This window comes from Lacinutrix himadriensis (assembly GCF_001418105.1).
GTDB classification, from domain to species: domain Bacteria; phylum Bacteroidota; class Bacteroidia; order Flavobacteriales; family Flavobacteriaceae; genus Oceanihabitans; species Oceanihabitans himadriense.
In genome coordinates, this window is record NZ_LIQI01000022.1 from 359,885 (window position 1) to 385,040 (window position 25,156).

Annotated in this window: 12 protein-coding genes and 2 pseudogenes; 8 read left to right on the top strand and 6 right to left on the bottom strand. The window is 34.0% G+C overall.

The window, feature by feature from the left end; genetic code table 11:
* The first annotated feature begins 4 nt into the window (after positions 1 to 4).
* Genes AMD28_RS09310 through AMD28_RS09320 form a run of 3 tightly spaced genes read left to right on the top strand, consistent with a single transcriptional unit; the run spans position 5 to position 6,042 of the window.
* Positions 5 to 1,348 (top strand): TolC family protein, encoded by a 1,344-nt coding sequence (locus AMD28_RS09310; protein ID WP_055443861.1) that lies wholly within the window; start codon positions 5 to 7, stop codon positions 1,346 to 1,348.
* Positions 1,349 to 1,370: 22 nt separating this feature from the next.
* Positions 1,371 to 2,543, top strand: a complete 1,173-nt coding sequence (locus AMD28_RS09315; RefSeq protein ID WP_055443862.1) for an efflux RND transporter periplasmic adaptor subunit — start codon at positions 1,371 to 1,373, stop codon at positions 2,541 to 2,543.
* A gap of 10 nt (positions 2,544 to 2,553) precedes the next feature.
* On the top strand, positions 2,554 to 6,042 hold the full coding sequence (locus AMD28_RS09320; RefSeq protein ID WP_055443863.1) for an efflux RND transporter permease subunit: 3,489 nt from the start codon (positions 2,554 to 2,556) through the stop codon (positions 6,040 to 6,042).
* 80 nt (positions 6,043 to 6,122) lie between these two features.
* Here AMD28_RS09320 and AMD28_RS09325 read toward each other — a convergent pair whose 3' ends face one another.
* The 3 genes from AMD28_RS09325 to AMD28_RS09335 form a co-directional block, all read right to left on the bottom strand.
* Complete coding sequence (locus tag AMD28_RS09325; protein WP_055443864.1) at positions 6,123 to 6,959, bottom strand: hypothetical protein; 837 nt, start codon at positions 6,957 to 6,959, stop codon at positions 6,123 to 6,125.
* Between the two features lie 6 nt (positions 6,960 to 6,965).
* Positions 6,966 to 9,872 (bottom strand): TonB-dependent receptor, encoded by a 2,907-nt coding sequence (locus tag AMD28_RS09330; RefSeq protein ID WP_055443865.1) that lies wholly within the window; start codon positions 9,870 to 9,872, stop codon positions 6,966 to 6,968.
* A gap of 211 nt (positions 9,873 to 10,083) precedes the next feature.
* Entirely contained in the window at positions 10,084 to 12,690 is a 2,607-nt protein-coding gene (locus AMD28_RS09335; protein WP_241492475.1) for a TonB-dependent receptor, read from the bottom strand.
* A gap of 208 nt (positions 12,691 to 12,898) precedes the next feature.
* Here AMD28_RS09335 and aspS point away from each other — a divergent pair, with 208 nt between their 5' ends.
* From aspS to AMD28_RS09355, 4 genes and pseudogenes are all read left to right on the top strand, one after another.
* On the top strand, positions 12,899 to 14,653 hold the full coding sequence (aspS, locus tag AMD28_RS09340) for an aspartate--tRNA ligase (RefSeq protein ID WP_055443867.1): 1,755 nt from the start codon (positions 12,899 to 12,901) through the stop codon (positions 14,651 to 14,653).
* Between the two features lie 43 nt (positions 14,654 to 14,696).
* Positions 14,697 to 16,489, top strand: a pseudogene (locus AMD28_RS09345) (chloride channel protein).
* Positions 16,490 to 16,716: 227 nt separating this feature from the next.
* The gene (locus tag AMD28_RS09350; RefSeq protein WP_055443868.1) at positions 16,717 to 18,501 is read left to right on the top strand and encodes a chloride channel protein; all 1,785 of its coding nucleotides are present in this window, start codon (positions 16,717 to 16,719) and stop codon (positions 18,499 to 18,501) included.
* A gap of 53 nt (positions 18,502 to 18,554) precedes the next feature.
* On the top strand, positions 18,555 to 18,794 hold the full coding sequence (locus AMD28_RS09355) for a hypothetical protein (RefSeq protein ID WP_055443869.1): 240 nt from the start codon (positions 18,555 to 18,557) through the stop codon (positions 18,792 to 18,794).
* 490 nt (positions 18,795 to 19,284) lie between these two features.
* On the opposite strand, the pseudogene AMD28_RS09360 reads toward AMD28_RS09355, so the two are convergent.
* Positions 19,285 to 19,733: pseudogene (locus AMD28_RS09360) on the bottom strand (nucleoside deaminase).
* Positions 19,734 to 19,826: 93 nt separating this feature from the next.
* Here AMD28_RS09360 and dxs point away from each other — a divergent pair.
* Positions 19,827 to 21,593 (top strand): 1-deoxy-D-xylulose-5-phosphate synthase, encoded by a 1,767-nt coding sequence (dxs, locus tag AMD28_RS09365; protein WP_055443870.1) that lies wholly within the window; start codon positions 19,827 to 19,829, stop codon positions 21,591 to 21,593.
* Here dxs and AMD28_RS19035 read toward each other — a convergent pair.
* Entirely contained in the window at positions 21,590 to 21,718 is a 129-nt protein-coding gene (locus AMD28_RS19035) for a hypothetical protein (RefSeq protein ID WP_275077404.1), read from the bottom strand. The two genes, dxs and AMD28_RS19035, sit on opposite strands and share 4 nt — an antisense overlap.
* Before the next feature lie 228 nt (positions 21,719 to 21,946).
* On the bottom strand, positions 21,947 to 25,138 hold the full coding sequence (locus AMD28_RS09370) for a PA domain-containing protein (protein WP_055443871.1): 3,192 nt from the start codon (positions 25,136 to 25,138) through the stop codon (positions 21,947 to 21,949).
* Positions 25,139 to 25,156 lie beyond the last annotated feature (18 nt).

Below are 25,156 nucleotides of genomic sequence, written 5' to 3' on the forward strand. Positions count from 1 at the left end.
TCCAATGAAAAAAAGTATCACACTTCTATTTTTCTTAATAAGTACTGCTATTTTTTCGCAAGAAACGACTATGCAATTTAGTTTACAAGAAGCAATAGATTATGCTTTAGAAAATAATAGAACAGCAAAAAACGCCGTTCGAGATATTAAGGCAGCAGAATTACAAAAATGGGAAACCACAGCATCTGGTTTGCCACAGTTAAACGCATCTGTAGATTACCAAAACTGGATTAAACAGCAAGTCACTTTACTTCCTGCCGAACTAACAGGAGGAACACCTGGCACATTTGTTCCTGTTAATTTTAGCACAAAACAAAGCACAACAGCGACAGCTACATTAACTCAAAAACTATTTGATGGTTCTTATCTAGTAGGACTACAATCTGCTAAAGTGTATTTAGAAATTTCTAAAAACGCTAAAGAAAAAACAGATTTGGAAGTCCGTAAAGCTGTGATTAACGCCTACGGAAATGTATTGCTAGCCGAAGAAAGCCTTTCTGTTTTAAACAGAAACATTAGTGTTTTAGAAAAAAATATTTTCGAAATCACTAAAATCTATGAAAACGGTTTAGAGGAAGAAGAAAGTGTAGAGCAATTACAAATTACCCTTTCGGGAGTTGAAAGTCAGTTAAAAAATACCGAAAGACTTAAGAAACTAGCCTACCAAATGTTTAATATCACACTTGGACTAGATGTAAATACAGATTCTAAGTTAACAGAAAATCTTAGTGGTTTAGCGAATTATCATTCGGTTACAAGCCTATTAGAAGCCGATGAAAATATAGAAAACAACATAGACTTCAAAATTGCTGAAAACGACAAAGTAGCAAAAGAGTTATTACTTAAACTGGAGAAAAGTAAAGCTTTACCAACTTTAGATGCTTTTATAAATGGAGGCTATGCCGCATATAATGAAAAGTTTCATTTTGCAAATAGCGACCAAAAATGGTTTGGTTCTTCTTTATTTGGTGTAAGCTTAAACATTCCAATATTTAGTTCTGGTATGCGAAGCGCTTCTACACAAAGAGCGAAAGTAAATCTTGAAAAAGCCCAAGACGATTTAACAGAAACACAACAACAATTAAAACTACAAATCGCTGCAGCAAAAAGCGATTACCAATTTGCAATGGAAGATTATGAAAACAAGACTTCTAATCTAAACTTAGCAGAACGCATTGAACAAAAAAATCAAACCAAATTTTTTGAAGGTATTTCCTCTAGTTTTGATTTACGTCAAGCACAAACACAGTTATATACAGCACAGCAAGAATTATTACAAGCCATGCTAAATGTAATAAATACCAAAGCAGAACTTGAGACTGTTTTAAACGAAATACCAAAAAACTAAAACAACCAGAAAACACTTTATAATGAAAAATATATATTCCATCTTAATTCTTACGCTTTTAATTGTCTCTTGCGGAGGTGAAAAAAAGAAAAACTCTGTAGAAAACATTTTAGCTACTGAAAACTTAGAAAAAATAAGAACAAAAAGAACAGAATTAGTTGATGAGCAAAAAGTAATTCATGATAAAATTACAGTATTAGACGAAGCTATTTCAAAATTAGATACGGTTAAAAAAGTGCCATTAATAACCACTTTTACAGCAAAACATGAAGTGTTTAAACACGTATTAGAAATACAAGGAAATGTAACTACAAAAAATCTAATTGTAATCTATCCAGAGTACAACGGTATACTTACTAAGGTATATGTTAAAGAAGGACAGAAAGTAACCAAAGGACAATTACTTGCTAAAATTGATGATGGTGGATTAAGTCAACAAGTAGCACAATTGCAAATTCAAGTAGATTTAGCAAAAACTACTTTTGAGCGTCAAGAAAGACTTTGGAAACAAAAAATTGGAAGCGAAATTCAGTATTTACAAGCAAAATCTAACTACGATGCACAAACCCAGGCTGTAAATCAATTACAACAACAATTAGGTAAAACAAATGTAAAAGCTCCTTTTACAGGAACTATAGACGATGTAATTACAGAGCAAGGTAGTGTTGTTGCTGCTGGCCAATCGCAATTAATTAGAATTATTAATCTAGACGACATGTACATTGAAACCGATGTTCCAGAAGCATACATTGCAAACGTTGTAAAAGGTAAAGATGTGACTGCAGAGTTTCCGATTTTAGGAAAAACGATAGAAACTACAATCCGCCAAGCAGGAGATTTTATCAATCCGTCTAACCGCACATTTAAAATAGAAGTTGCTATTCCTAATAAAGACAAAACCATAAAACCTAATTTAACTGCGAAGCTTAAAATTAACGACTACACTAACGAAGAAGCGCTATTAATTCCGCAAAGTATCATTTCTGAAAACGCAGAAGGAGAGCAATACGTTTATGTAGTAAACGATAAGAACGCAAACAAAGAAGGGGTTGCCAAGAAAATTATTATCAAAACAGGGAGAACTCAAGGAGATGTCATTGAAGTTTTAGAAGGTATTGAAAATGATGCAGAACTGATTAAAGAAGGCGCACGAAGTGTAAAAGATGGTCAAACTGTTAAAGTAATAAATTACTAAACCAAAGACAATGACAAAAAAGAAAAAAAATGTAGAGAAGGAGTTTGGTTTATCCTCTTGGGCAATTAACAATAAGACTACCATGTATGTGCTTATTGCTGTTATTTTTTACATTGGTATCACTGCTTTTTTTAGTATGCCAAGAGAAAATTTCCCTGAAGTAAATGAAACGAAGATATATGTAAGTTCTGTGTTTCCTGGAAATACTGCCGAAGACATAGAGAAACTGATCACAGACCCTCTAGAAGATCGATTAAAATCGGTTAGTAATGTGGTTGAAATCACCTCAACATCACAGGAAGATTACTCGATGGTAGTGGTAGAGTTTGATGAAGACATTACTGTAGAGCAAGCAAAACAAAAAGTTAAAGACGAAATAGACACCGAAACTTCTGGTGAAGATTGGCCTACTTTTAATGATGCTAAAGTAGAACCGGATGTTTTTGATTTAAGTCTATCGGAAGAAATGCCAATTCTTAATATTAATATTTCTGGTGATTATCCTGTTGAAAAATTAAAAGATTTTGCAGAATACCTTCAAGATGAAATTGAAGATATTCAAGAAATTAAAAAAGCAGATATTCGTGGTGCTCAAGAAAAAGAAGTAGAAGTTGCTGTAGACATTTATAAAATGATGGCTGCCGACGTAACTTTTAATGATGTTATTGGCGCCATAAAAAATGGTAATGTTACCATGTCTGCAGGTAATTTAATCACTAGTGGACAACGTCGTACCATTAGAATAATAGGTGAAATAGAAAAACCTACCGAACTGAACAACTTTGTTGTAAAAGCAGAAAATGGTAACGCCATCTACCTGAAAGATATTGGAACCGTTACTTTTAAAGAAGAAGACAAAAACACATTTGCCAGAGAGTTTGAAAAGCCTGTGGTAATGCTGGACGTAAAAAAACGTGCAGGTAAAAACATGGTAGCGGCTGCAGAACAAGTACAGTTAATTGTTCAAGAAGCGAAAGACAATATATTTCCACAAGACTTAGAAGTAACTATTACTAATGATCAATCGCCAAAAACCATTGGTCAAGTAGATGATTTGGTAAACAATATTATTTTCGGAATTATCTTAGTAGTTACCGTTTTAATGTTCTTTTTAGGATTTAAAAATGCCATTTTTGTTGGGTTTGCAATTCCTATGTCTATGTTTATGTCGTTAATGATATTAAACCTTCTAGGGCACAGTTTAAATACTATGGTTCTTTTTGGGTTAATCATGGGACTTGGTATGCTGGTAGATAACGGGATTGTAGTTGTTGAAAATGTGTACAGGCTTATGGATGAAGAAGGCATGGGTAGAATTGAAGCGGCTAAAAAAGGAATTAGCGAGATTGCCTTTCCTATTATTATATCTACAGCGACTACGGTTGCAGCATTTATACCTTTAGGTTTATGGCCAGGAATTATGGGAGATTTCATGATGATCTTACCAATTACACTTTCTGTAGTTTTAGGATCTTCTCTATTTGTTGCTATTTTCTTTAACTCTGTTTTAGTTTCTCAATTCATGAGTATTGAAGACAAGGACATGCCATTAAAGCAAATTATTAAAACTACAAGTATTATTGCAATCCTTGGTGTACTTATTTTACTTTTTGGTGGTGCGTACAGAGGATTAGGAACATTAATGATTTTTACTGCTATCATGCTATGGTTTTACAGATGGTTTATACGTAAGTGGGCGAATAATTTTCAAACAAAAACGCTGGTTAGATTAGAGCGTTGGTATGAGAAAAAATTACGTTGGGCGCTTTCTGGGTGGAAACCTTATGTATTAACGGCTGGTACTTTTGCTTTATTAATACTTGCTTTTGTAGCCTTTGGAGCTTCATTAAGCTCCCAACGAACTAAAGTAGAGTTCTTTCCAGATAATAAACCGAATCAAATTATTGTTTATATAGAATATCCGGAAGGTACAGCAATTGAAAAAACAAATGCGATAACTAAAGAAATAGAAAAGCACGTTGTAACTGTTTTAAACAGCTCGCAATATATGGACAACGGCCATAACTTCATGGTAGAAAGTGCTGTATCACAAGTTGGTGCTGGTGCTGGAAATGCCCAAACAGATATGGGATCTGCAGCAGAAACGCCACATAAAGCAAAGATTACAGCTTCTATGCGAGAATATAAATTCCGTAGAGGAGAAGATAGTGAGTTGCTAAGACAAAAAGTGCAATCTTCATTAGTAGGGATTTATCCTGGTGTTTTAATTTCTGTGGAAAAAGATGTTAACGGACCACCAGCTGGATCGCCAATTAACATTGAGATTGAAGGAGATGATTATAATGAGTTAATTGCTGTAGCAGAAAACATGCGTGAGTTTATTAATACTAAAAACATTCCTGGTATTGATGAGCTTAAAATTAACGTGAACAAAGACAAGCCAACCATGCGTGTTACTGTAGATCGTGAAAAAGCAGGAGAACTGGGTGTTAGCGCATTACAAGTAGGACAACAATTACGTAATTCTATTTTTGGATCTAAAGCCGGAATCTATAAAGAAGATGGTGATGATTTTGATATTTATGTTCGTTTTAATGAAGACATTAGATATAACACAAGTGCACTATTTAATCAGAACATCACTTTTAGAGATAATACTGGTCAGTTAAAAAGTGTACCTGTTTCTGCGGTTACAAAATATGAAAACAATTCTGGTTTCAATGCTATTAAACATAAAGACACTAAGCGTGTAGTTACTGTTTATTCTGCACTTTCTCCTGGTTTTACCGATGCTGGAGTAATTGTTGCACAAGTGCAAAATGAAATGAAAAACTATGAAGGTTTACCAAAAAATGTTAAAATAGATTATACCGGACAAATTGAAGAACAGAACAAACAAATGACTTTCTTAGTTGGTGCTTTCTTTACTGGATTAGGATTAATTTTCTTTATTCTAATTTTTCAATTTAACTCCATTTCAAAACCAACCATTATTATGTTGGCTATTTTCTTGAGTTTCATTGGTGTATTTGGTGGAATTGTTATTACAGGAAGTGCCTTTGTTATTATGATGACGATGGTTGGTATTATATCACTAGCTGGAATTGTAGTAAATAATGGTGTAGTACTGCTCGATTATGCACAACTACTAATTGATAGAAAAAAGCATGATTTAAATCTGGATAAAGAAGATTACTTAGAAGAAGATGATCTATTTGAAAGTATTGTTAGAGCAGGAAAAGCACGTTTACGTCCTGTATTATTAACAGCAATTACTACTATACTAGGTTTAATTCCTTTAGCAATTGGTTTAAACATTAACTTCTTTACTTTATTCAGTGAGTTTAATCCGCATATTTATATGGGAGGAGATAACGTAGTATTTTGGGGTCCATTAGCTTGGACAGTAATTTATGGTTTATTCATTGCAACTTTCTTAACACTAATTGTAGTACCTATTTTATTCTACTTAGTAACAAGATTTAAAATGTGGTTACGAAATAGAAGTAATACTGCGGTTGCTATTACTGAAGATTAGAAAACCAACAATAGAAGAAATAAAAAATCCGAAGCAGAAGCTTCGGATTTTTTTGATTTTAATAAAACACCTGTAATGTATTAAAGTGCCGGATCTTCTTCAAATACTTCAATAATAGAAGAATTTCCATCTCCATCTGCCCCTAAAGAAAACCATAATCTCCAAGCATTTGTTGCTGCAGGAAAAGTACCTAAATAATCATCTCCAACTTGGAGCGCTGTTTCAACATCAAAAAGCTGAATTTTATAATCTACAGCAGTATTATTATTTCCCCAAAACCATAAAGCTAAATTACCTTGTCCTGCGACACTTAACAACTCTACTGTTTCTGATAAATCTACGGCAGTACTAGAACTACTAGAATCGAATGTTACAAAACCCCACTGCCAATCTTCTGTCATTAAATCTAAATCCATATCTAAATCCACAGTCGCATCTGTCCAAGTTAATACAGCTCTATAGCTTCCGGAGTCTGTTGAGAAAAACCTGCTATTTCCTGCTGCATCTACAGAAGCATCTGAAGAAGTATCTAAAACAACTTCATAAATTCCGTCGGTTAAAAAAGTAATTTGCGCAGTACTATTCATACTTCCTGCTGCAATATCAGTTACACTAATAGTATAATCTGTACCTAAAACAGCTGTAGAACTATCTGCATAATTATAGACTGTAAAACCAGGAGTTAAATTAGCAGCAATCGCTTGGTTTACCGATATATTTATTTCATCTGCAGCATTTAACCCTGTCAAGGTAAAGATTCCTTCACTTACATCATCTGTTTCAATAAAAACAGAGTTTCCTTGTACTGTATTTGCATTAGAGACAACATCATTCACGTCATCACTATCATCACAACTTACTACAAACACGACAGCAAGTAGTAAGAATAGTTTATAAATTGATTTTTTATTTTTCATAATTTTTTATTTTATAGTGAAGGTTAATCTACCAAATACATAACGGCCATTAAATCCGAATTGAGAAGTTCTACGAGAGAAAATAAATTGGTCTCCATATTGAGATCCCTCAAAAGGTACTTCGTCTGGATATATATCAAATAAATTATTAGCCCCAGCGGTAATTCTTAAATTATCGAATAAATCATAAGAAGCTGTTAAGTCGGTTATAATTTTAGCACCATATTCTACAGGTGTTGCTGTACCTCTAAAGTCTGGATCATTCACAGAACCAAAGTACACATTACGAAGCATAGCACTCCATTTTTCACGTTTATACGTATTCGTTAAGTTTATTTTAGTTCTTGGCATAGCATCTTCAATATACCCTTTTAAGGTTTCGTCTAAAATCTCTTCGCCAAGAATTTCTCTTACATTTTTAACTTCCACTTTTCTAAAAGTAGCAGAAAGGTTGTTTGTTAATTTTGCATCTCCTAAAGACATGTTGTGTGCAATTACTAAATCTACCCCTTTATTATCTAAATCAAATCCATTGGTGAAAAATTTAGCAGCAGTAGCAGATGCATCATTAAATGCTTGTTGTGATTCATCATTTTCATCTATAACACTATCTTCATTATCATCAATTGGCCCATAACTTCTAGTTAATCCTACTCTATCTTCTATTTGTACTATATAGCCATCAATTGTAAATTTTAAACCTAAGTCTGGTAATTTAGCGGTAAAACCTAAACTAAAGTTTTTAGAAGTTTCTTCTTTTAAGCTTGGTATTTCTAGCAATTGCGCTAATCTACTATTGTTTGAAAAAGTACCTTGCTCTATTGGTATTCCTCCAACAAATTGTGTTGCAGTTGCATTAAAATAAATTTGATGTAAATCTGGCGCTCTAAAACCTGTACTATACGCAGCTCTTACTGCAAAGTTATCGGAGAACTTGTATTTACTAGCTAATTTCCAGTTAAAGGTATCTCCAAAATCATTGTAATTTTCATATCTAAAAGCAGTACTTATTAAAAAAGCTTCTGTAATATCTGCCTCTAAATCTAGATAACCAGCATAACTATTTCTGTTTTGATTCACCTCGTTTTCTGGTCTATATCCTGGAAAAACTTGCGCTCCACCGGGAACAACATTTCCAAAATAACTAGTTACTAAATCCGCGTCTGGTGTAGTTCCTGTTACAATTTGACCATTAAGATCATAACTTGCCCAAGAAGCTTCTTCACCTGCTATTTCTTGATAGTTCTCTACTCTATACTCGGCACCAAAAGCGACGTTAAACCCTGAAAAAGTATCTTCATAAAATTTAGAAATATCTAAATTAGTAGTGTTTTGCGCAAAAGAGAAACCTCCTGCTTCAAACTCTCTAGGAGAAGATGTCCCTAAAGTTGCATTAACGGTGTTTTCAATCGTAAAATCGAAACTATTAGTTCCATAAGTATTAGAGAAATCTACATCCCAATCACCAATTTTACCTTTTATACCTGCAGCAAAAGACTTATCTATAATTTTAGATGCTATATGTGGTAAAAAACCATTTGGCAATGCCTCTTGATTACCTCTACCATCTGTATATGCTGGTCTTCTAAAAAATCCAGCTCCTAAACCATCTCTAAAACTAATACCTCCAAAAGAATAAAGTGTAGCACCATTATCATCTAATGGTAATTCCATATTCATCATGAATTTTCCACCACGAAGTTTTGATTGTCCGACTTTCATTCTAAAATCATCACGAGTAAGACCTCTTTGTGCTAATTCATATTCAGATATTGGTGCAGGGTTAGAAGTATCTCCACCAAAAGTAGCTCCATCTGATGCGATTATATCTAAATATGAATCCCCATTAGCAACACCTGCATCATAAACCGCTTGTAAAGTTGGATCTAAACCTGCAACATAATTTGCTAACGCACTAGGATTCATATTATAAGCTTCATCATAACCTAAGTTTCTAGCTGCAACATCAAACATGGTATATATTGGTTGTCCCATAGCATCACTTCTATTGGTTGCACCTCTATTTTCTAAAGAACCAGTAAAGTTAATATAACCACCGTTCTTACCTAAATCTACACCATAGTTGGCATCAATTTGAAATTTCTCACCATCGATACCGCCTTCGTCATATTGCTCTGCATGCTGACTAATATTGGCTCCACTATTCACATTTAAAGTTAACTCGTTAGTTGCTTTTTTTAATACAATATTAATTACACCAGCAATAGCATCTGATCCATATTGTGCAGCAGCACCATCGCGTAATACTTCTATTTTTGAAATTGCAGAAGAAGGAATAGAATTCATATCTGTACCTACTGTTCCCGTACCAACGGTACCATTTACATTCACTAAAGAAGATTTATGACGTCTTTTCCCATTAATTAAAACTAATACTTGATCGGGACCTAATCCTCTTAATGAAGCTGGATCTACGTGATCTGTTCCATCGGAAACCGTTTGCGCATTAGATGTAAAGGAAGGCGCCACATAATTTAAAATTTCATTTACTGTTGTTTGCGCTCCTAACGACGCTATTTCTTTAACATCAATAACATCAATAGGTACAGGAGAATCTAAAACAGTCCTTCCTGCTCTTCTTGATCCAACCAATACAACTTCATCTAAAGCAACTCCTGAGACTAAAGTCACATTCATTACCTTTCCGGTTACAATTACTTCTTTTTCATCATAACCAACATAAGAGAATAATAATGCATCCCCATTGTTTGCTTCAATGGTGTAATTACCATCAAAATCTGTGGTGGTTCCTGTTGTAGTTCCTTTTACAATCACAGAAGCTCCTGGAATAGGTCCAGTATCATCCGAAACATTTCCGGTAATTTGCTGTTGTGCAATGATTTGAGAAGATCCAAAGAAAAGCATCATTGCCACTAGGTAGTTTTTAATCATAATTTTTGGTTTTTTATTAGTTACTACTAAATAACAACAAAAATTACTAATTATTTATGTTATTTTCAAATTTTACACATAAAAAAAGAAATAACCACAATAAAAATGATAATAAACCAAATATAATTCATCTGTATTTTTTTAAAACAAAAAAGCCAGAAAGGGTTACCTCTCTGGCTTTTTTTATTGATTTAAAAAATCGTATCTACTTTTAAAATTTAAAATTCAGTCCTCCACTAATAGTTGTTCCGTTAGTCCCAAATTGATTTACTTCCCAAGGATATTTAAATCTACCTCCAAGATCTGTAACTACATCACCTCCTGTTTCTATTTCATCTGGATACACATCTAATAAGTTGGTAACAGATATGGATGCCGAAAGACGATCACTAAATGCATAACCGAAAATTAAATCTGTAATTACTTTTCCAGCAAACGTCTGGTCTTTACTTGCATCTGTAGCATGTTGCCAAGTTACTTCTCCAAAATAAGTATTATTTAAGGCAAAGTTCCATTTGTTTAATTCATAGTCAAAACCTAATAATACTTTTGTTTTTGGTCTTGCAGATAGAATTCTAGCTTGTTCTTTTCTATTAAACATATCATATCCATTAGCCTCAAGTAAAGCTGGCGTATCAATCTTACCATCAATATCTGTATTATTAAAATTGGCTGCTAATGTTGCTCCCAATTTTCCACTTCCTAATTCTATATTTCTATAATTAGCAACTAAATCTACTCCTGTAGTATTGGTATTTACTGCATTAACAAAGAATTTTAAACTTGTAATAGAGTTATCTATCAATATCTGTTCTACAGGATTGGTGTCACTTGCAATGTCATCAAAACCAATTTCATTTGTAAATAATACTCTATTATCTACTTTTACATTGTAAAAATCTAGAGATAGCGATAAATTATTTACCGGTTTGAATGTGATTCCAGCAGAAATATTTTTAGAAGTTTCTGCTGTTAATTGCGGTACACCTAAACCATCTCTAATTATAGGATCTACGTTATTAAAAGTCCCTTGATTAGAGATAGAACCTCCAGAAACTAGCGTTTGTACATTACTTAAATAAATTTGATGTAATGAAGGCGCTCTAAATCCTGTTCCATAAGATGCTCTTATTGCTCCTTTTTCTCCTAAAGAATAACGACCGTGTAATTTCCAAGAAGTATTGTCACCAAAATCGCTAAAATCCTCATAACGAACAGCTCCACCAATTAACAGTTTTTCCGTTGGCTCCCAGTCTAAGGCACCATAAACACCATAATTATCTCTAGTTGCACTTACAGCGTTATTAGGTTGTAATCCTGGAAAAGATTGTGCTCCTCCAGATCCTGACGGATTATAATAAGAAGCCCACTCTCCTGCTTTAGCTGTAAAACGTTCTCCTTTTACTTCTGCTCCAAAAGAAACTACAAACTTTCCAATTTCTTTACTTAAATCAAGATTAGCCAGTGTATTACTAAAAGTATATGCACCAACATCAAAAGAGGTTGGACTATTTGCTCCTAAGTCTATATTTAAGGTATTACCTACCTCATAATTCACTGCGTTTCTACCATAAGTACCACTTAAATCGACTTTAAATCCTAGTAAATCCCATTTAAAACCTGCTGTCATATTGTTATCTCTAACATCTGTTTCAAATGTTGGTTGAAAACCTTGATATTCTGTTCCAGCTTCATGTAATAAATTATGAGGATCTGTAACCCAGTAAGGTGTACGGTATAAAGCAAAACTCTTACCTGTTCTGTATGTCAATCCTCCAAACGTATAAAACTCCGCTCCTTTATTACCAATAGGCACTCCTGCATTAACAAAAATATCCATTATTTTCATTTCCGGTTGCCCAATAGTCATTCCTAAATCTGGATTTGCTGATAACCAATCTCCAAAAGTTGCATCATCTGCTTGTACTCCAAACAAATCATCTTTTCCTGGTGTTCCAGCACGGTTTGTTTTTTCTTGTTGGTAATAACCAATAGTGAAATTCAAATAACTCCCCTCTTTACCTAAACCAATAGAAGTGTTTAAATCTGCTCCAAAATTAAAGCCATCTCCTTCAGTAGTTACTCCTGCTTTTGTACTAACAGTGGTAAACTCTACCCCTTTTTTTAATACCATGTTTATTACTCCCGCAATGGCATCAGAACCATATTGTGCAGAAGCTCCATCTCTTAAAACCTCTATACGTTCTATTGCTGCAGCTGGTACACTTTTTAAATCTACACCAACTTCACCTTTACCAGGCGTATCATTAATATATACTAAAGCACTCTGATTTTTACGTTTTCCGTTCACTAACACCAAAGTTCTACTTGGACCTAATCCACGTAAATCTGCTGGATCAAAATGAGCCGTTCCATCAGAGATAGATTGCGTTGTAGAGTTAAAAGATGGCACCATATACGTTAACATCTTATCTACTGTTGGCTGTCCTGTATTCTTTAATTCTTCAACACCAATATTATCTATTGGAACTGGTGAATCTAAAATAGACCTTGGTTTTGCTCTGTTACCTACAAGAATAACTTCATCTAGAGAAACTCCAGACTGCAGTGTAATATTCATTACATTACCACTAACTGTTGCTTCTTGTTCTTCATATCCAACATATGAATATATCAAAACATCACCAGCATTGGCATCAATAGTATAATTACCATCAAAATCTGTAGTTGTACCATTGGTGGTTCCCTTTACAATAACAGAGGCTCCTGGTATTGGTCCAGAATCGTCAGAAACGCTACCTGTTACTTGTTGTGCACTCATAAAATGTGAAGTCCCTAATAATAGAAACAGCACCATAAAGAAGTTTTTTACCATAACTTTTGATTTATATTGTTTAAACAAAAAAACAACAAAATTGTTAATTATTTAAATTTTAATCACTTTTTATGAGTATATAATAATAAAAACATACTATAATCCCCGATATACACTATTAAAATTAGTTTTCACAATACCAATTAAAGTCACAATATAAATGTTAAATTTGCACTTTAAATAAAAATTTATGTACAGAAGTCATAATTGTGGTGAGTTAAATGCATCACATATAAATACAGAAGTAACTCTTGCAGGTTGGGTTCAAAAATCGAGAGATAAAGGGTTTATTGCTTGGGTAGATTTACGAGATAGATACGGAATAACACAATTAGTGTTTGATGAAGAGCGTACTTCTAAAACGATGCTAGAACAAGCTCAAAAATTAGGTCGTGAATTTGTAATTCAAGTCAAAGGAACTGTTATTGAGCGTGCATCTAAAAACCCTAAGATGACTACTGGAGACATTGAAATCTTAGTTTCTGAATTAAATATTTTAAACGAAGCATTAGTTCCTCCTTTCACTATTGAAGATGAAACGGATGGAGGTGAAGAACTACGTATGAAATATCGTTACTTAGATATTAGACGTAATCCTGTTAAAGACAATTTAATCTTTAGAGCAAAAGTAACACAAGAGGTAAGAAACTACTTGTCTAACGATGGTTTTATAGAGGTAGAAACGCCTTATTTAATTAAATCTACTCCAGAAGGAGCTCGCGATTTTGTTGTGCCATCCAGAATGAATGCAGGACAATTTTACGCACTTCCACAATCGCCACAAACATTCAAACAACTACTTATGGTTGGTGGAATGGATAAGTATTTTCAAATTGTAAAATGCTTTAGAGACGAAGACTTACGTGCAGACAGACAGCCAGAATTTACACAAATTGACTGTGAAATGGCTTTTATAGAGCAAGAAGATATCTTAAATGCTTTTGAAGGATTGACACGTCATTTATTAAAAGAAGTAAATGGTGTTGAAGTAGAGAAATTTCCAAGAATGCTTTATGATGACGCGATGCGTTTATACGGAAACGACAAACCAGATATTCGTTTCGGAATGGAATTTGGTGAACTTAATGCCGTAGCACAACACAAAGAATTTGGCGTTTTCAATAGCGCAGAATTAGTTGTTGGTATTGCTGTTCCTGGCGGAAACTCATATACAAGAAAAGAAATAGATAAAATAATTGATTGGGTGAAGCGTCCGCAAGTTGGTGCTTTAGGGATGATTTATTCTAGATGTAACGATGATGGTACTTTTAAATCGTCTGTAGATAAATTTTACGATCAAGAAGATTTAGCAAAATGGGCCGAAATTACAGGAGCAAAACCTGGCGACCTAGTATGTGTATTATCTGGAGACACTAATAAAGTAAGAGCGCAGTTAAGTGCTTTACGTATGGAATTAGCAACACGCTTAGGTTTACGCGACCCAAAAGTATTCGCACCTCTTTGGGTAATCGATTTCCCTTTATTAGAATTAGATGAAGAAACCGGACATTACCATGCCATGCATCATCCATTTACATCACCAAAACCTGGACAAATAGAATTATTAGATACCAACCCTGGAGAAGTGAAAGCCAATGCCTATGATTTGGTTTTAAACGGAAATGAAATTGGTGGAGGATCGATTAGAATTCACGATAAAAAAACACAAGCAATCATGTTAAAGCATTTAGGTTTTAGCGAAGAAGAAGCTAAAGCGCAATTTGGCTTTTTAATGGATGCTTTTGAATATGGTGCACCACCGCATGGTGGACTTGCTTTCGGACTAGATAGATTGGTTTCTATTTTAGGCGGACAAGAAACCATTAGAGATTTTATAGCATTCCCAAAAAACAATTCTGGCCGTGACGTCATGATAGACGCTCCTGCTCCAATTGATGATGAACAGTTAACCGAGTTAAGCTTAAAACTTAATTTGAAATCATAATTTTAAAATCCTGCTTTTGCAGGATTTTTTAGTCCTAATAATAATGCCAAAAAAAACCATTTTAAAACAAATTCTTATTTGGAGAGCCAAGCACATTTCCAAACGGCAATTTGTTTACATACTAAGTATCCTTATTGGTTTTGCTTCCGGTATGGGCGCAGTGGTATTAAAAAATTTAACGCATTTTATTCAGCACTTATTAGAAACTAAATTAATAAAAGATTACCATCACGCATTTTACTTTTTGTTTCCAATTTTAGGATTAACGCTCGTTTATTTCAGTATTAAATACATAATAAGAAACAAAGTAAGCCACGGGATTCCTTCTACGCTCTATGCCATTTCCAAACGCAAAGGGATCATGAAACGCTACCAAATGTTCGGTTCTATATTAACCGCTCCTCTAACGGTAGGTTTTGGTGGTTCGGTTGGACTAGAAGGCCCAACAGTAGCAACAGGAGCAGCATTAGGCTCCAACATTTCTAGAATGTTTCACATGAATCAAACTACTAGAACTTTACTTATTGGTTGCGCTGCTGCTGGTGCCATGAGTTCTATTTTTAAAGCACCCATTGCTGCTATTATTTTTGCTATTGAAGTGTTTAGTTTAGATTTAACCATTGCTTCGATGTTGCCTTTATTATTAGCATCGCTTTCCGCTATTTTAACCTCTCGATTCTTCTTTGGAAGTGATGTACTATTACCTTTTAGCATTGAAGATAAATTCTATCTTTCTGATGCACCTTTTTATATTATTTTAGGAATCGTTGCCGCTTTTATATCCAATATTTCACCGAAGTTTACGACCGTATTCAGAAGCTTTTCGACAAACTAAACAGTCCGATTAAAAAGCTGCTTGTTGGTGGTATCGGTATTGGAATTCTTGTTTATTTAATTCCGCCACTTTATGGGGAAGGCTTCGATGTTATTAATAATTTAATTGTCGGAAATCCAGAAAAAGCATTGACAAACAATCTATTTGATATGGATTTAACCAACATTTGGACGGTTGTTTTTCTTTTAATCGGACTGATGCTTTTTAAAATTATTGCAAGCGCACTTACTTTTGGAGCTGGTGGTGTTGGAGGTATTTTTGCTCCAACCCTTTTTATGGGAAGTATCATGGGTTTTACCATGTCGAAAATTATTAATCATTGCGGATTATTTAAAACATCCATTTCCGAAAGTAATTTCACTTTAGTAGGTATGGCTGGTCTTCTTGCAGGTGTTCTGCATGCGCCGTTAACCGCTATTTTCTTAATAGCAGAACTTACTGGAGGCTATGAGCTTTTTATACCACTGATGCTTACTGCAACTATTTCATATAGTATTACCAAGTATTTTAAACCACATTCCGTATACAACATGGAACTTGGAAGAAAAGGCGAATTAATTACCCACGACAAAGACCATGCTGTTTTAACTTTAATGGATATTGATAAAGTTATTGAAACAAACTTCATTAAACTTAGCCCCGATATGACTTTAGAAGAAATAATCCAAAAAGCAGTCATCCAATCGAAACGTAATATTTACCCAGTTATAAACAAAGAAAGTCAAAGGTTAGAAGGCATTATTCTCTTAGATGATTTACGCCCTATCATGTTCGATCAATCCTTATATCATAATGTTATTGCATCCGATTTAATGCAGAAACCACCAGAAGTCATTAACTTAGACAAAGATAAAATGACCGATATTATGAAAAAATTTCAAGATAGTAGCGCTTGGAATTTACCTGTGAAAAAAGATGGGAAATACTACGGATTCATATCCAAATCGAAGCTATTAACAGCTTATCGACGCCAGCTAATAAACTTACAAGGCGAGTCATAATACAACATATCCAATAGTCCAAATCCACAAACACAACCTATTACATGATAGTGTTTTAATACTATATTCGATTATTTTATTCGGAAAGTCCTAATTTTGTGAAATTATAACCTGTTTTACCAAAAAAAATATTGAAATTAGTATATCTTATAAGTTACTAGTAACAAAGAAATTAGAAGCTACTAGTAATAACAAACAGGATATAGAAAATTTAGTCCTTTAAAAACATGCCATTAACCACCAAAAATCTATTACGCAGATTCTTAATTTGGAAATACAAGCACATTTCCGAAAGTCAGTTTGTGTATATTCTTAGTATTTTAGTTGGTTTTCTTGCAGGAATGGGTACTGTGGTTTTAAAAAATTTAACGCATTATATTCGCTTGCTTTTTGAGTTAAGCTTCTTCCGAAATAACCACCATGCACTTTATTTTATATTCCCAATAATAGGCTTATTATTAGTTTATATTATTAAACAAATATGGTTAAAAAAGCATATTGGCCATGGCATTTCATCCACCTTATACGCCATATCGAAACTCAACGGAATAATTCCAAAGTATAATATTTACGCATCTTTAATCACCGCACCACTTACTGCTGGTTTTGGGGGTTCGGTAGGATTACAAGGACCTGCTGTTAGCGTAGGAGCAGCGTTAGGCTCCAACGTTGCACGATTATTTAATATGAGCACAAAAACGAGATTACTATTAATCGGTTGTGCTGCTGCAGGCGCTATGGCATCTATGTTTAAAGCTCCCATTGCAGCCATCGTTTTTGCCTTAGAAATTTTTAGTCTGAATCTTGCTTTTACCTCTTTAGTCCCTCTATTATTGGCTTCCGTTTCGGCAGTATTAACATCGTATATGTTTTTAGGAACTGACGTACTGCTTCGTTTTGAATTAACCGATAAATTTGAAGTAAACGACATTGGTTTTTATCTAGTTTTAGGTTTAGTAACGGCATTAGCTTCTGTCTATTTCTCAAAAGTATTTTTCGCAATAACCAATTTTTTTAAACAGTTTGAAAGTCGAGCAATTAGACTATTAATAGGTGGCTTAGCCATAGGCACCATTCTTTATTTTATTCCACCACTTTATGGTGAAGGTTACGGAATAATGAACAACCTTTTAAAAGGAGATCATCTTTCTGCAATAGGAAAAACGCCTTTGGATTTAGATTTATCCAATATCTGGATCGTTATTGGTCTTTTAATAGGCATTGCCGTTTTTAAAGCCATTGCTATGACTGCAACTTTTGGAGCAGGAGGTGTAGGAGGTGTTTTTATACCAACACTTATTATGGGAAGCGCCATAGGTAATGCATTTGCTAAAATTATCAATAATATCGGATTAGGTTTTCATGTATCCGAATCTAATTTCACCCTTATCGGAATGACTGGATTAATGGCAGGAGTACTTCATGCGCCATTAACAGCTATTTTCTTGATTGCAGAAATCACTAGTGGTTATGAACTTTTTGTACCATTGATGACCGTTTCTGCCATTTCATTCGCCATCACAAAATATTATGTATCCCATTCCATTTACACCTTAAAACTAGCGCAACGTGGCGAATTGATGACACACGACAAAGACAAAAATGTTTTAATGGTTTTAGATATTAATAAAGTTATTGAAACCAATTTCATCATTTTAAAACCAGAAATGAAATTGGGAGAGGTACTCAAAAATGCAGTGGCTAAATCTTCTAGAAATCATTTTCCAGTGGTAAACGATAAACATGAATTTTTAGGCGTTATTCGCTTGGACGATATTAGACACATGATGTTTAACACAGAACTTTACGACACCGTAGATGTCGCTAGCCTCATGCACGCCGATGCTGGCATCATTAATTATGAAGAAGACAGAATGCATGTTATTATGGATAAATTCAAGTCTAGCGGCGCATGGAATTTACCAGTTATTAAAGACGGAAAATATTATGGCTATATTTCAAGATCCAAACTATTAACCGCATACAGACAGCAATTAATAAATTTCACGTAGTAGTCTAAAACATAAAAACTACTTTAGCCCATTAAAACAACAAATTCGAACCCATGAAATATTTCCTATACCTTTTATTTATCGCCTGCTCTTCTAGTATTATTGCTGGTTATTTTTTAGAAGTAGACTATTCCGAAAAACTAATCGGATTTGGCGTTTTAGGTCTTTTCTTACTTTTCTTTCCGCTATTCACCTACCACACTTGGAAAAACAAAAACCTTCAAGATTATATGCTAACTAAAGAGAATTTAGACAAAATGCGCGAACGAGAAGGTGATAACCGAAAGTTATAATTTGGGCATTACCCTTTTCCGTAAAAACTACAAAGCGTCGCGCTATCCACTATATCTTTTCCGCGAAGCAGTCCCATATTTGTTATGGAATCACTTTAATAATCAGAAAAGCCTGAAGTTTTATTACTTGTTTATCAAAGCTTCTTGAAAAGGATGCCGTTTCTATCGCTAATGCACCAATCTACTAGCGTTCTTTTTCGCACACATGTAGATTTTGTTTTGCAAGTATTTCTTTATACATACCAACTAAGTTTCATTCCTTTAGTCTTTGCACGTGTTTTTTACCAATAAAACAGCTTTAAAATGTTGGTGAAACAACAACATTAGTTTTAAATGTTGGTGAAAAACACCAACATTGGCTAATTTAATTTAGCCTTTGCATGTATTTTTTATTGTCTTTGTTGGTGTTTTTCAGCAACCCAAAAAAAACAAATTATAAACACACTAATTCTTGCCTTTGTTGGTGTTTTTCACCAACAAAATAAAAACACTAATTCAAATTCCGCTTATCACTAAAAAAACGTTTCATAATTGCAGAAGCTTCTTCCGCAAAACACCACCTTCTACTTTTGTTTTAGGATGTAGTTTTGTTCCCATAACACCACAACCACGATGATCGTCTGTAGCACCATACACAATTTTTGAAATCTGACTCCAATACAAAGCACCTGCGCACATTTGACAAGGCTCTAACGTTACATATAAGGTACAGTTTTTAAGATACTTTCCTCCTAAAAAATTTGCAGCAGCAGTAATAGCTTGCATTTCGGCATGAGCAGTAACATCATTAAGCATTTCTGTTAAATTATGTGCTCTTGCAATAATTCTGTCTTCTACAACAATAACAGCACCAACAGGAACCTCCCCTTTTTCTAAAGCAGCTTCCGCTTCTTGAAGTGCTTTTTTCATAAAATACGTGTCATCAAAAGGTGTAATCATAGCGGTAACTTCAAGGATTAATAATTCTTGTAAAAGTACAATTTCAAATGATATTAGTAATAGTATCATTTTCAAATATTACATTTGCAGTAGATGAATACCATGCTGGACCATATTAATTACCCAAAAGATTTACGCCTTCTAAAACAAGAGCAATTACCTGCACTTGCCAAAGAACTGCGTGCCTTTATAATTAATATCGTTGCCACCAAAGAAGGACATTTAGGTGCTAGTCTTGGTGTTGTAGAACTCACTATTGCTTTACATTATGTGTTTAATACTCCCGAAGATTTATTAGTTTGGGATGTTGGTCACCAAGCCTATGTGCATAAACTACTTACGGGTAGAAAAAATACTTTTCACACCAACAGACAACTTGGTGGCATTTCTGGTTTTCCAAAACGCGAAGAAAGCATTTATGATACTTTTGGTGTTGGGCATTCTTCTACTTCTATTTCGGCTGCTTTAGGAATGGCTTTAGTTTCCCAATTAAAAGGAGAAGTAAACAAACAACATATTGCAGTAATTGGCGATGCTTCTATTGCAAGCGGAATGGCTTTTGAAGGACTAAACCATGCCGGAGTTACCAATGCTAACCTATTGGTTATTTTAAACGACAACGCTATTGGTATAGACCCTAGTGTTGGTGCTTTAAAACAATATCTAACCAACGTTAAAAAAGGAACACAAAAACAAGATAATATTTTTGAAGCTTTAAATTTTAATTATTCGGGACCAATAGATGGTCATGATTTACCTGCTCTAGTTTTAGAATTGGAACGTCTTAAAGAAGTTAAAGGTCCAAAGTTCTTACATATCATTACCACAAAAGGAAAAGGTTTAAAACAAGCTGAAGAAAACCAAGTAACCTATCATGCTCCAGGGAAGTTTAATGCAGAAACTGGAGATTTATATGAGAAAACCACCCAAATACAGCCTCCAAAATTTCAAGATGTTTTTGGTCATACTATTGTAGAACTTGCTAGAAAAAATGATAAAATAATTGGTATTACTCCCGCAATGCCTACTGGAAGTTCTTTAAAATACATGATGCAGGAATTCCCAGATCGTGCTTTAGATGTTGGTATTGCCGAACAGCATGCAGTAACATTAGCAGCAGGAATGGCAACACAAGGCTATATTCCTTTTTGTAACATTTACTCTACTTTTTTACAACGTGCCTATGACCAAGTAGTACATGACGTAGCTTTACAGAAACTACCAGTAATATTTTGTTTAGACAGAGCTGGATTAGTTGGAGAAGATGGAGCCACACATCATGGTGTTTTTGATATAGCCTATTTAAGATGCATACCAAACCTCATCCTATTTTCTCCTAGAAACGAAATAGAACTTCGTGATATCATGTATACTGCACAACTTGGATTAGAATTACCAATTGCAATTCGCTATCCAAGAGGAAGAGGGGAAATAATAGATTGGAAACAACCTTTTACTACTATTGAAATTGGCAAAGGAACCTGTTTAAAAGAAGGAAAAAATATAGCCGTTTTAAGTATTGGCACTATGGCAACGAATGTAACAGACGCAATAGATTTGGTTTCTAATAAAATTAATGTTGCACATTACGACATGCGTTTTATAAAGCCTCTGGATGAAACATTATTACACAAAATATGTAATACATACAAAAGCATTATTACTATCGAAGATGGCACTATTAAAGGTGGTTTTGGAAGTGCTATTCTAGAATTTGCAGCAAAAAACAATTATAAAAATGAAATAATCGTTTTAGGTGTTCCAGATAACTTTATAGAACAAGGTAGTACATTAGAATTACAACACGTACTGGAGTTAAACGCAGTAAGTATTGCTAAAAAAATAGAAGAGATCTGTTAATCGGTAACGTAATACTGATCATTTTCCACTTCTGAATCCTGATTACTGGACACTTCATTAATAACCAATAAACACGCAAACGTTACAAAGAATATAACAATTGCTCCTAGTAGGTTCTTTTTCATAATTTAGTTTTTAATATTGTTTTCAAGAAACAATTTTATTAAACATCTATACTATTCGAAATCAAACTTAATAAAAATATCGATTAAAAGCAATTTTAATCCGCAAAACGCCTGATTTTTAACTATTCACACATTATACGTAGGAATAATATCACTTAACACTAAAGTTTATTGCATAAAAAAATGCCACTTAAAAAGTGGCATTTTTTATCTAATAGTATCTTATAATTACTTCTTGATAACTAACTTTTCTGAATGAGAGAAATTAGCACCTTGAATTTTTAATACATACATACCTGTAGCCAAATTATTCGCTTCAATTGTAGATTGTTGGTTTAAAGATAATTCTGCTGAAAACACTTTTCTACCATTCATATCAAAAATTGCAGCGACAGCCTTCCCGTAATTTTGGGTTGTTTTAATATGTATTGTTCCGTTAGATGGGTTAGGATAAATGCTAAATGCATTCTCTGTATTTTCATCAATACTTAAAGAATCTGGAGTAAACTGTCCAGAGAAAACACCACGACCATGCGTAGCAACAAATACCATATTATCATCTCTTAAATCAATATCTAATACTCTTACATTGCTCATATCATTATAAGCTTGTGTCCAAGTAGGAGATGCATCAGAGAAATTGCTAGTATACCAAGCTCCTAATTCTGTACCAATAAGTACTTCTTCTAAATTTAAAGGATTTTGTAAAATTGCTTTCACTGGTAAATCTGGTAAGTCACCATCTTTTTGTTCCCAGTTAGCTCCAGCATCACCAGAATACCAAATGTTGTTTACACCATAATTATGTACAGTAACAAAAATTTCATTTTCAGATTGTCCGTATTCTATATCAGAAATACTACCAACAATTACTCTATTATCTAGATTCGTCCAAGTTGGTGAACCTGTATTTGCATTTTCCACTAAAATAATATCCCCTAATCTTGTTCCTACTAACAACTTAGAAGAAGTGGTAGTATAAGGAGAAACCGTTAATGCAGTAGGCGCTGCAGTTAACTCTACAGTGCTTGTTAAATTAGTACTAGCTAACGTTGCATTAGATTTAATTCCGGAGTATCTTTTAATAATATTATTTGTTCCAGAAGAATAATTAGAATATAATATATCTAAATTAGAATCTAATGCTTGTGGATTAATGAATGACCCATTACTTGAAGACTCATTATTAATAGTAACATTTGCTCCATCAAAATTATAAAGATTCACACCACTGTTATACACATAGTTTCTAATAAAATATCTATCTGTACCATCTTGATCAAAAAAGGTATAGGCACCATCACCTCCGTAAGGTTCCGAAGAACTATCTGTTCCTGTAGGATTCGCATTTTGAAAAAGTTGCGTACCGTTATCTTGTAAACCTCCTGCAAAATAATCTCCAGTAAAAGCTGTTGTTGGACCTACACCAACCGTATAAAACTGAGAAGTTACAAAACCATTATTTCTATCTTCAATAGTTACACCTCCATTACTAGAATAATAAACACCACCATCATTACCAAAGAGTACTTTATTAGAATCTCCAGGAGCAAAAACAGCGATATGCTGATCTGCATGTACATACTGTTTACCAAATCCACCATACCAATGAGAAAGTTGCGTCCAAGAAGATGCTCCATTTGTGGTTTTAAATAAATCAATTCCTCCTGTATATAATACATTATCATTATTAGGATCTAAGGATAGATATAAATTATACCAAGCTTGTAATCTAGGAAAGTCAGTTGCTTCAATACTAGGATCTGCATCATTTGGTAGCGCTTTATCATCTATAAAGAATGCAGGGAAAAAACCAGAGGTAGTATATTTCATTGTTACACCTCCTGTTGACAATTCTGCTAAAAGATATACTTTATTTGCAGTTGTTTTTGATGCTGCTATTTGCGTTCTAACACCATTTGTAACCGTATAAATTATATTAAATGTTGCACCATTATCTGTAGAAGATAAAATGGTTCCACCTCCATCGCCATAAAGCGTACTATTATTTGTAGCTACCCATATGGTACCTGCAGCATCGTAATCTAAATCGTTAGGTTCAAATTTATGACCATCTACATCTGCTGTTAGCGGCATATTTATTTGAGACCAGTTTGCACCTTCATCTGATGATTTATAGATACCATACGTTTCTCCACCTATTGAAGTTGTAGCATTAGAAGCACTATAAACTCCATCTCCAGCAGCAACATAAATATCAGAAGTTCCATTATTATCTACAACAATAATATCGTTAACCAATAATACACCAGGAATTACAGTTGCTGTAAAATCTCCTGAAGCAGGATTTAAAGAAACACTTACGGTTCCAGAAGCTAAAGCAGCTTCAATTGCGTCTCCATCTTCTTTAGAAATCATTACCGAAGGTATACCAATCGTAGTATCATCTCCTCCCATTGGAACAGGTTCCCCTGCAACGTTATTCATCATAATAACAGCTATTGCTCCTGCAATTTCTGCATTTTTTACTTTAATATCAAAATCACAATTTCCACGACGTATTAATGCAACTTTACCAGATGCACTTGGCCCAAAACCATTACATCCATTCTCTGCAACTTGAGGAGAAACAGGACTAGGATCATTTGCTAAGATTAAATCTCCAGATACAGTAGTGGTAATTTCTGTACCAAAAGCTGTTGTTGCAAAAGATTGATAATCTCCTGCAATACTAGCAGGTGAATTAACAGAAATACTAGAAGCAGATACAAAATAACTATCTCCAGTGCTTTCACCAAAAATTCTTGTCCAAGTACTACCTCCATCTGTAGATTGCCATACACCATCTCCTGTTGCATCTCCACCTCCATAAGATTCACCAGTTCCAACATAAAATATTTGTGAATCGTTAGGATCTGCTACAATAACAGAAACTGCTAAATTTTCTGGAATACCTACGCGTTCCCATACAGTACTAGCACTAGATATATTAGAATTTCTCCATAAACCCCCACTTACACCACCAGCAAATACGGTGTTGTTTGATGTGTCATTTGGATCAAACATAACAGCTCTTGTTCTACCTCCTACATTATTAGGTCCACGTGAAACCCAACCATTATCCATTGCATCACCAGGAACTCTTCCTTCTACAAATGCTTCTGCTCTTTGTTCAAGAAGTTCTTTTTGTAATTGGGATACTTTTTCTGGAGTTGGTCTTCCTAATTCAGGATTCATGGTTAATTCCCACATTTCCTCATTATATTTGTTAGGAGTCAACCTATGCTCTTTTCTTTCCGTTTTACTTAACTTCAATTGTTCTGTAAAAGGGCTTTTTGCTAAATTTTCAGCATGTAATTTTTTTAATTGTGCCGTATCATTTTTCGATTCTTGGTTAGAATTACATCCAACTAAAACGAAAACAAAAAAAACACTAAATAGATAGGTAATCTTTTTCATAATTTATTTTTTCTAGTA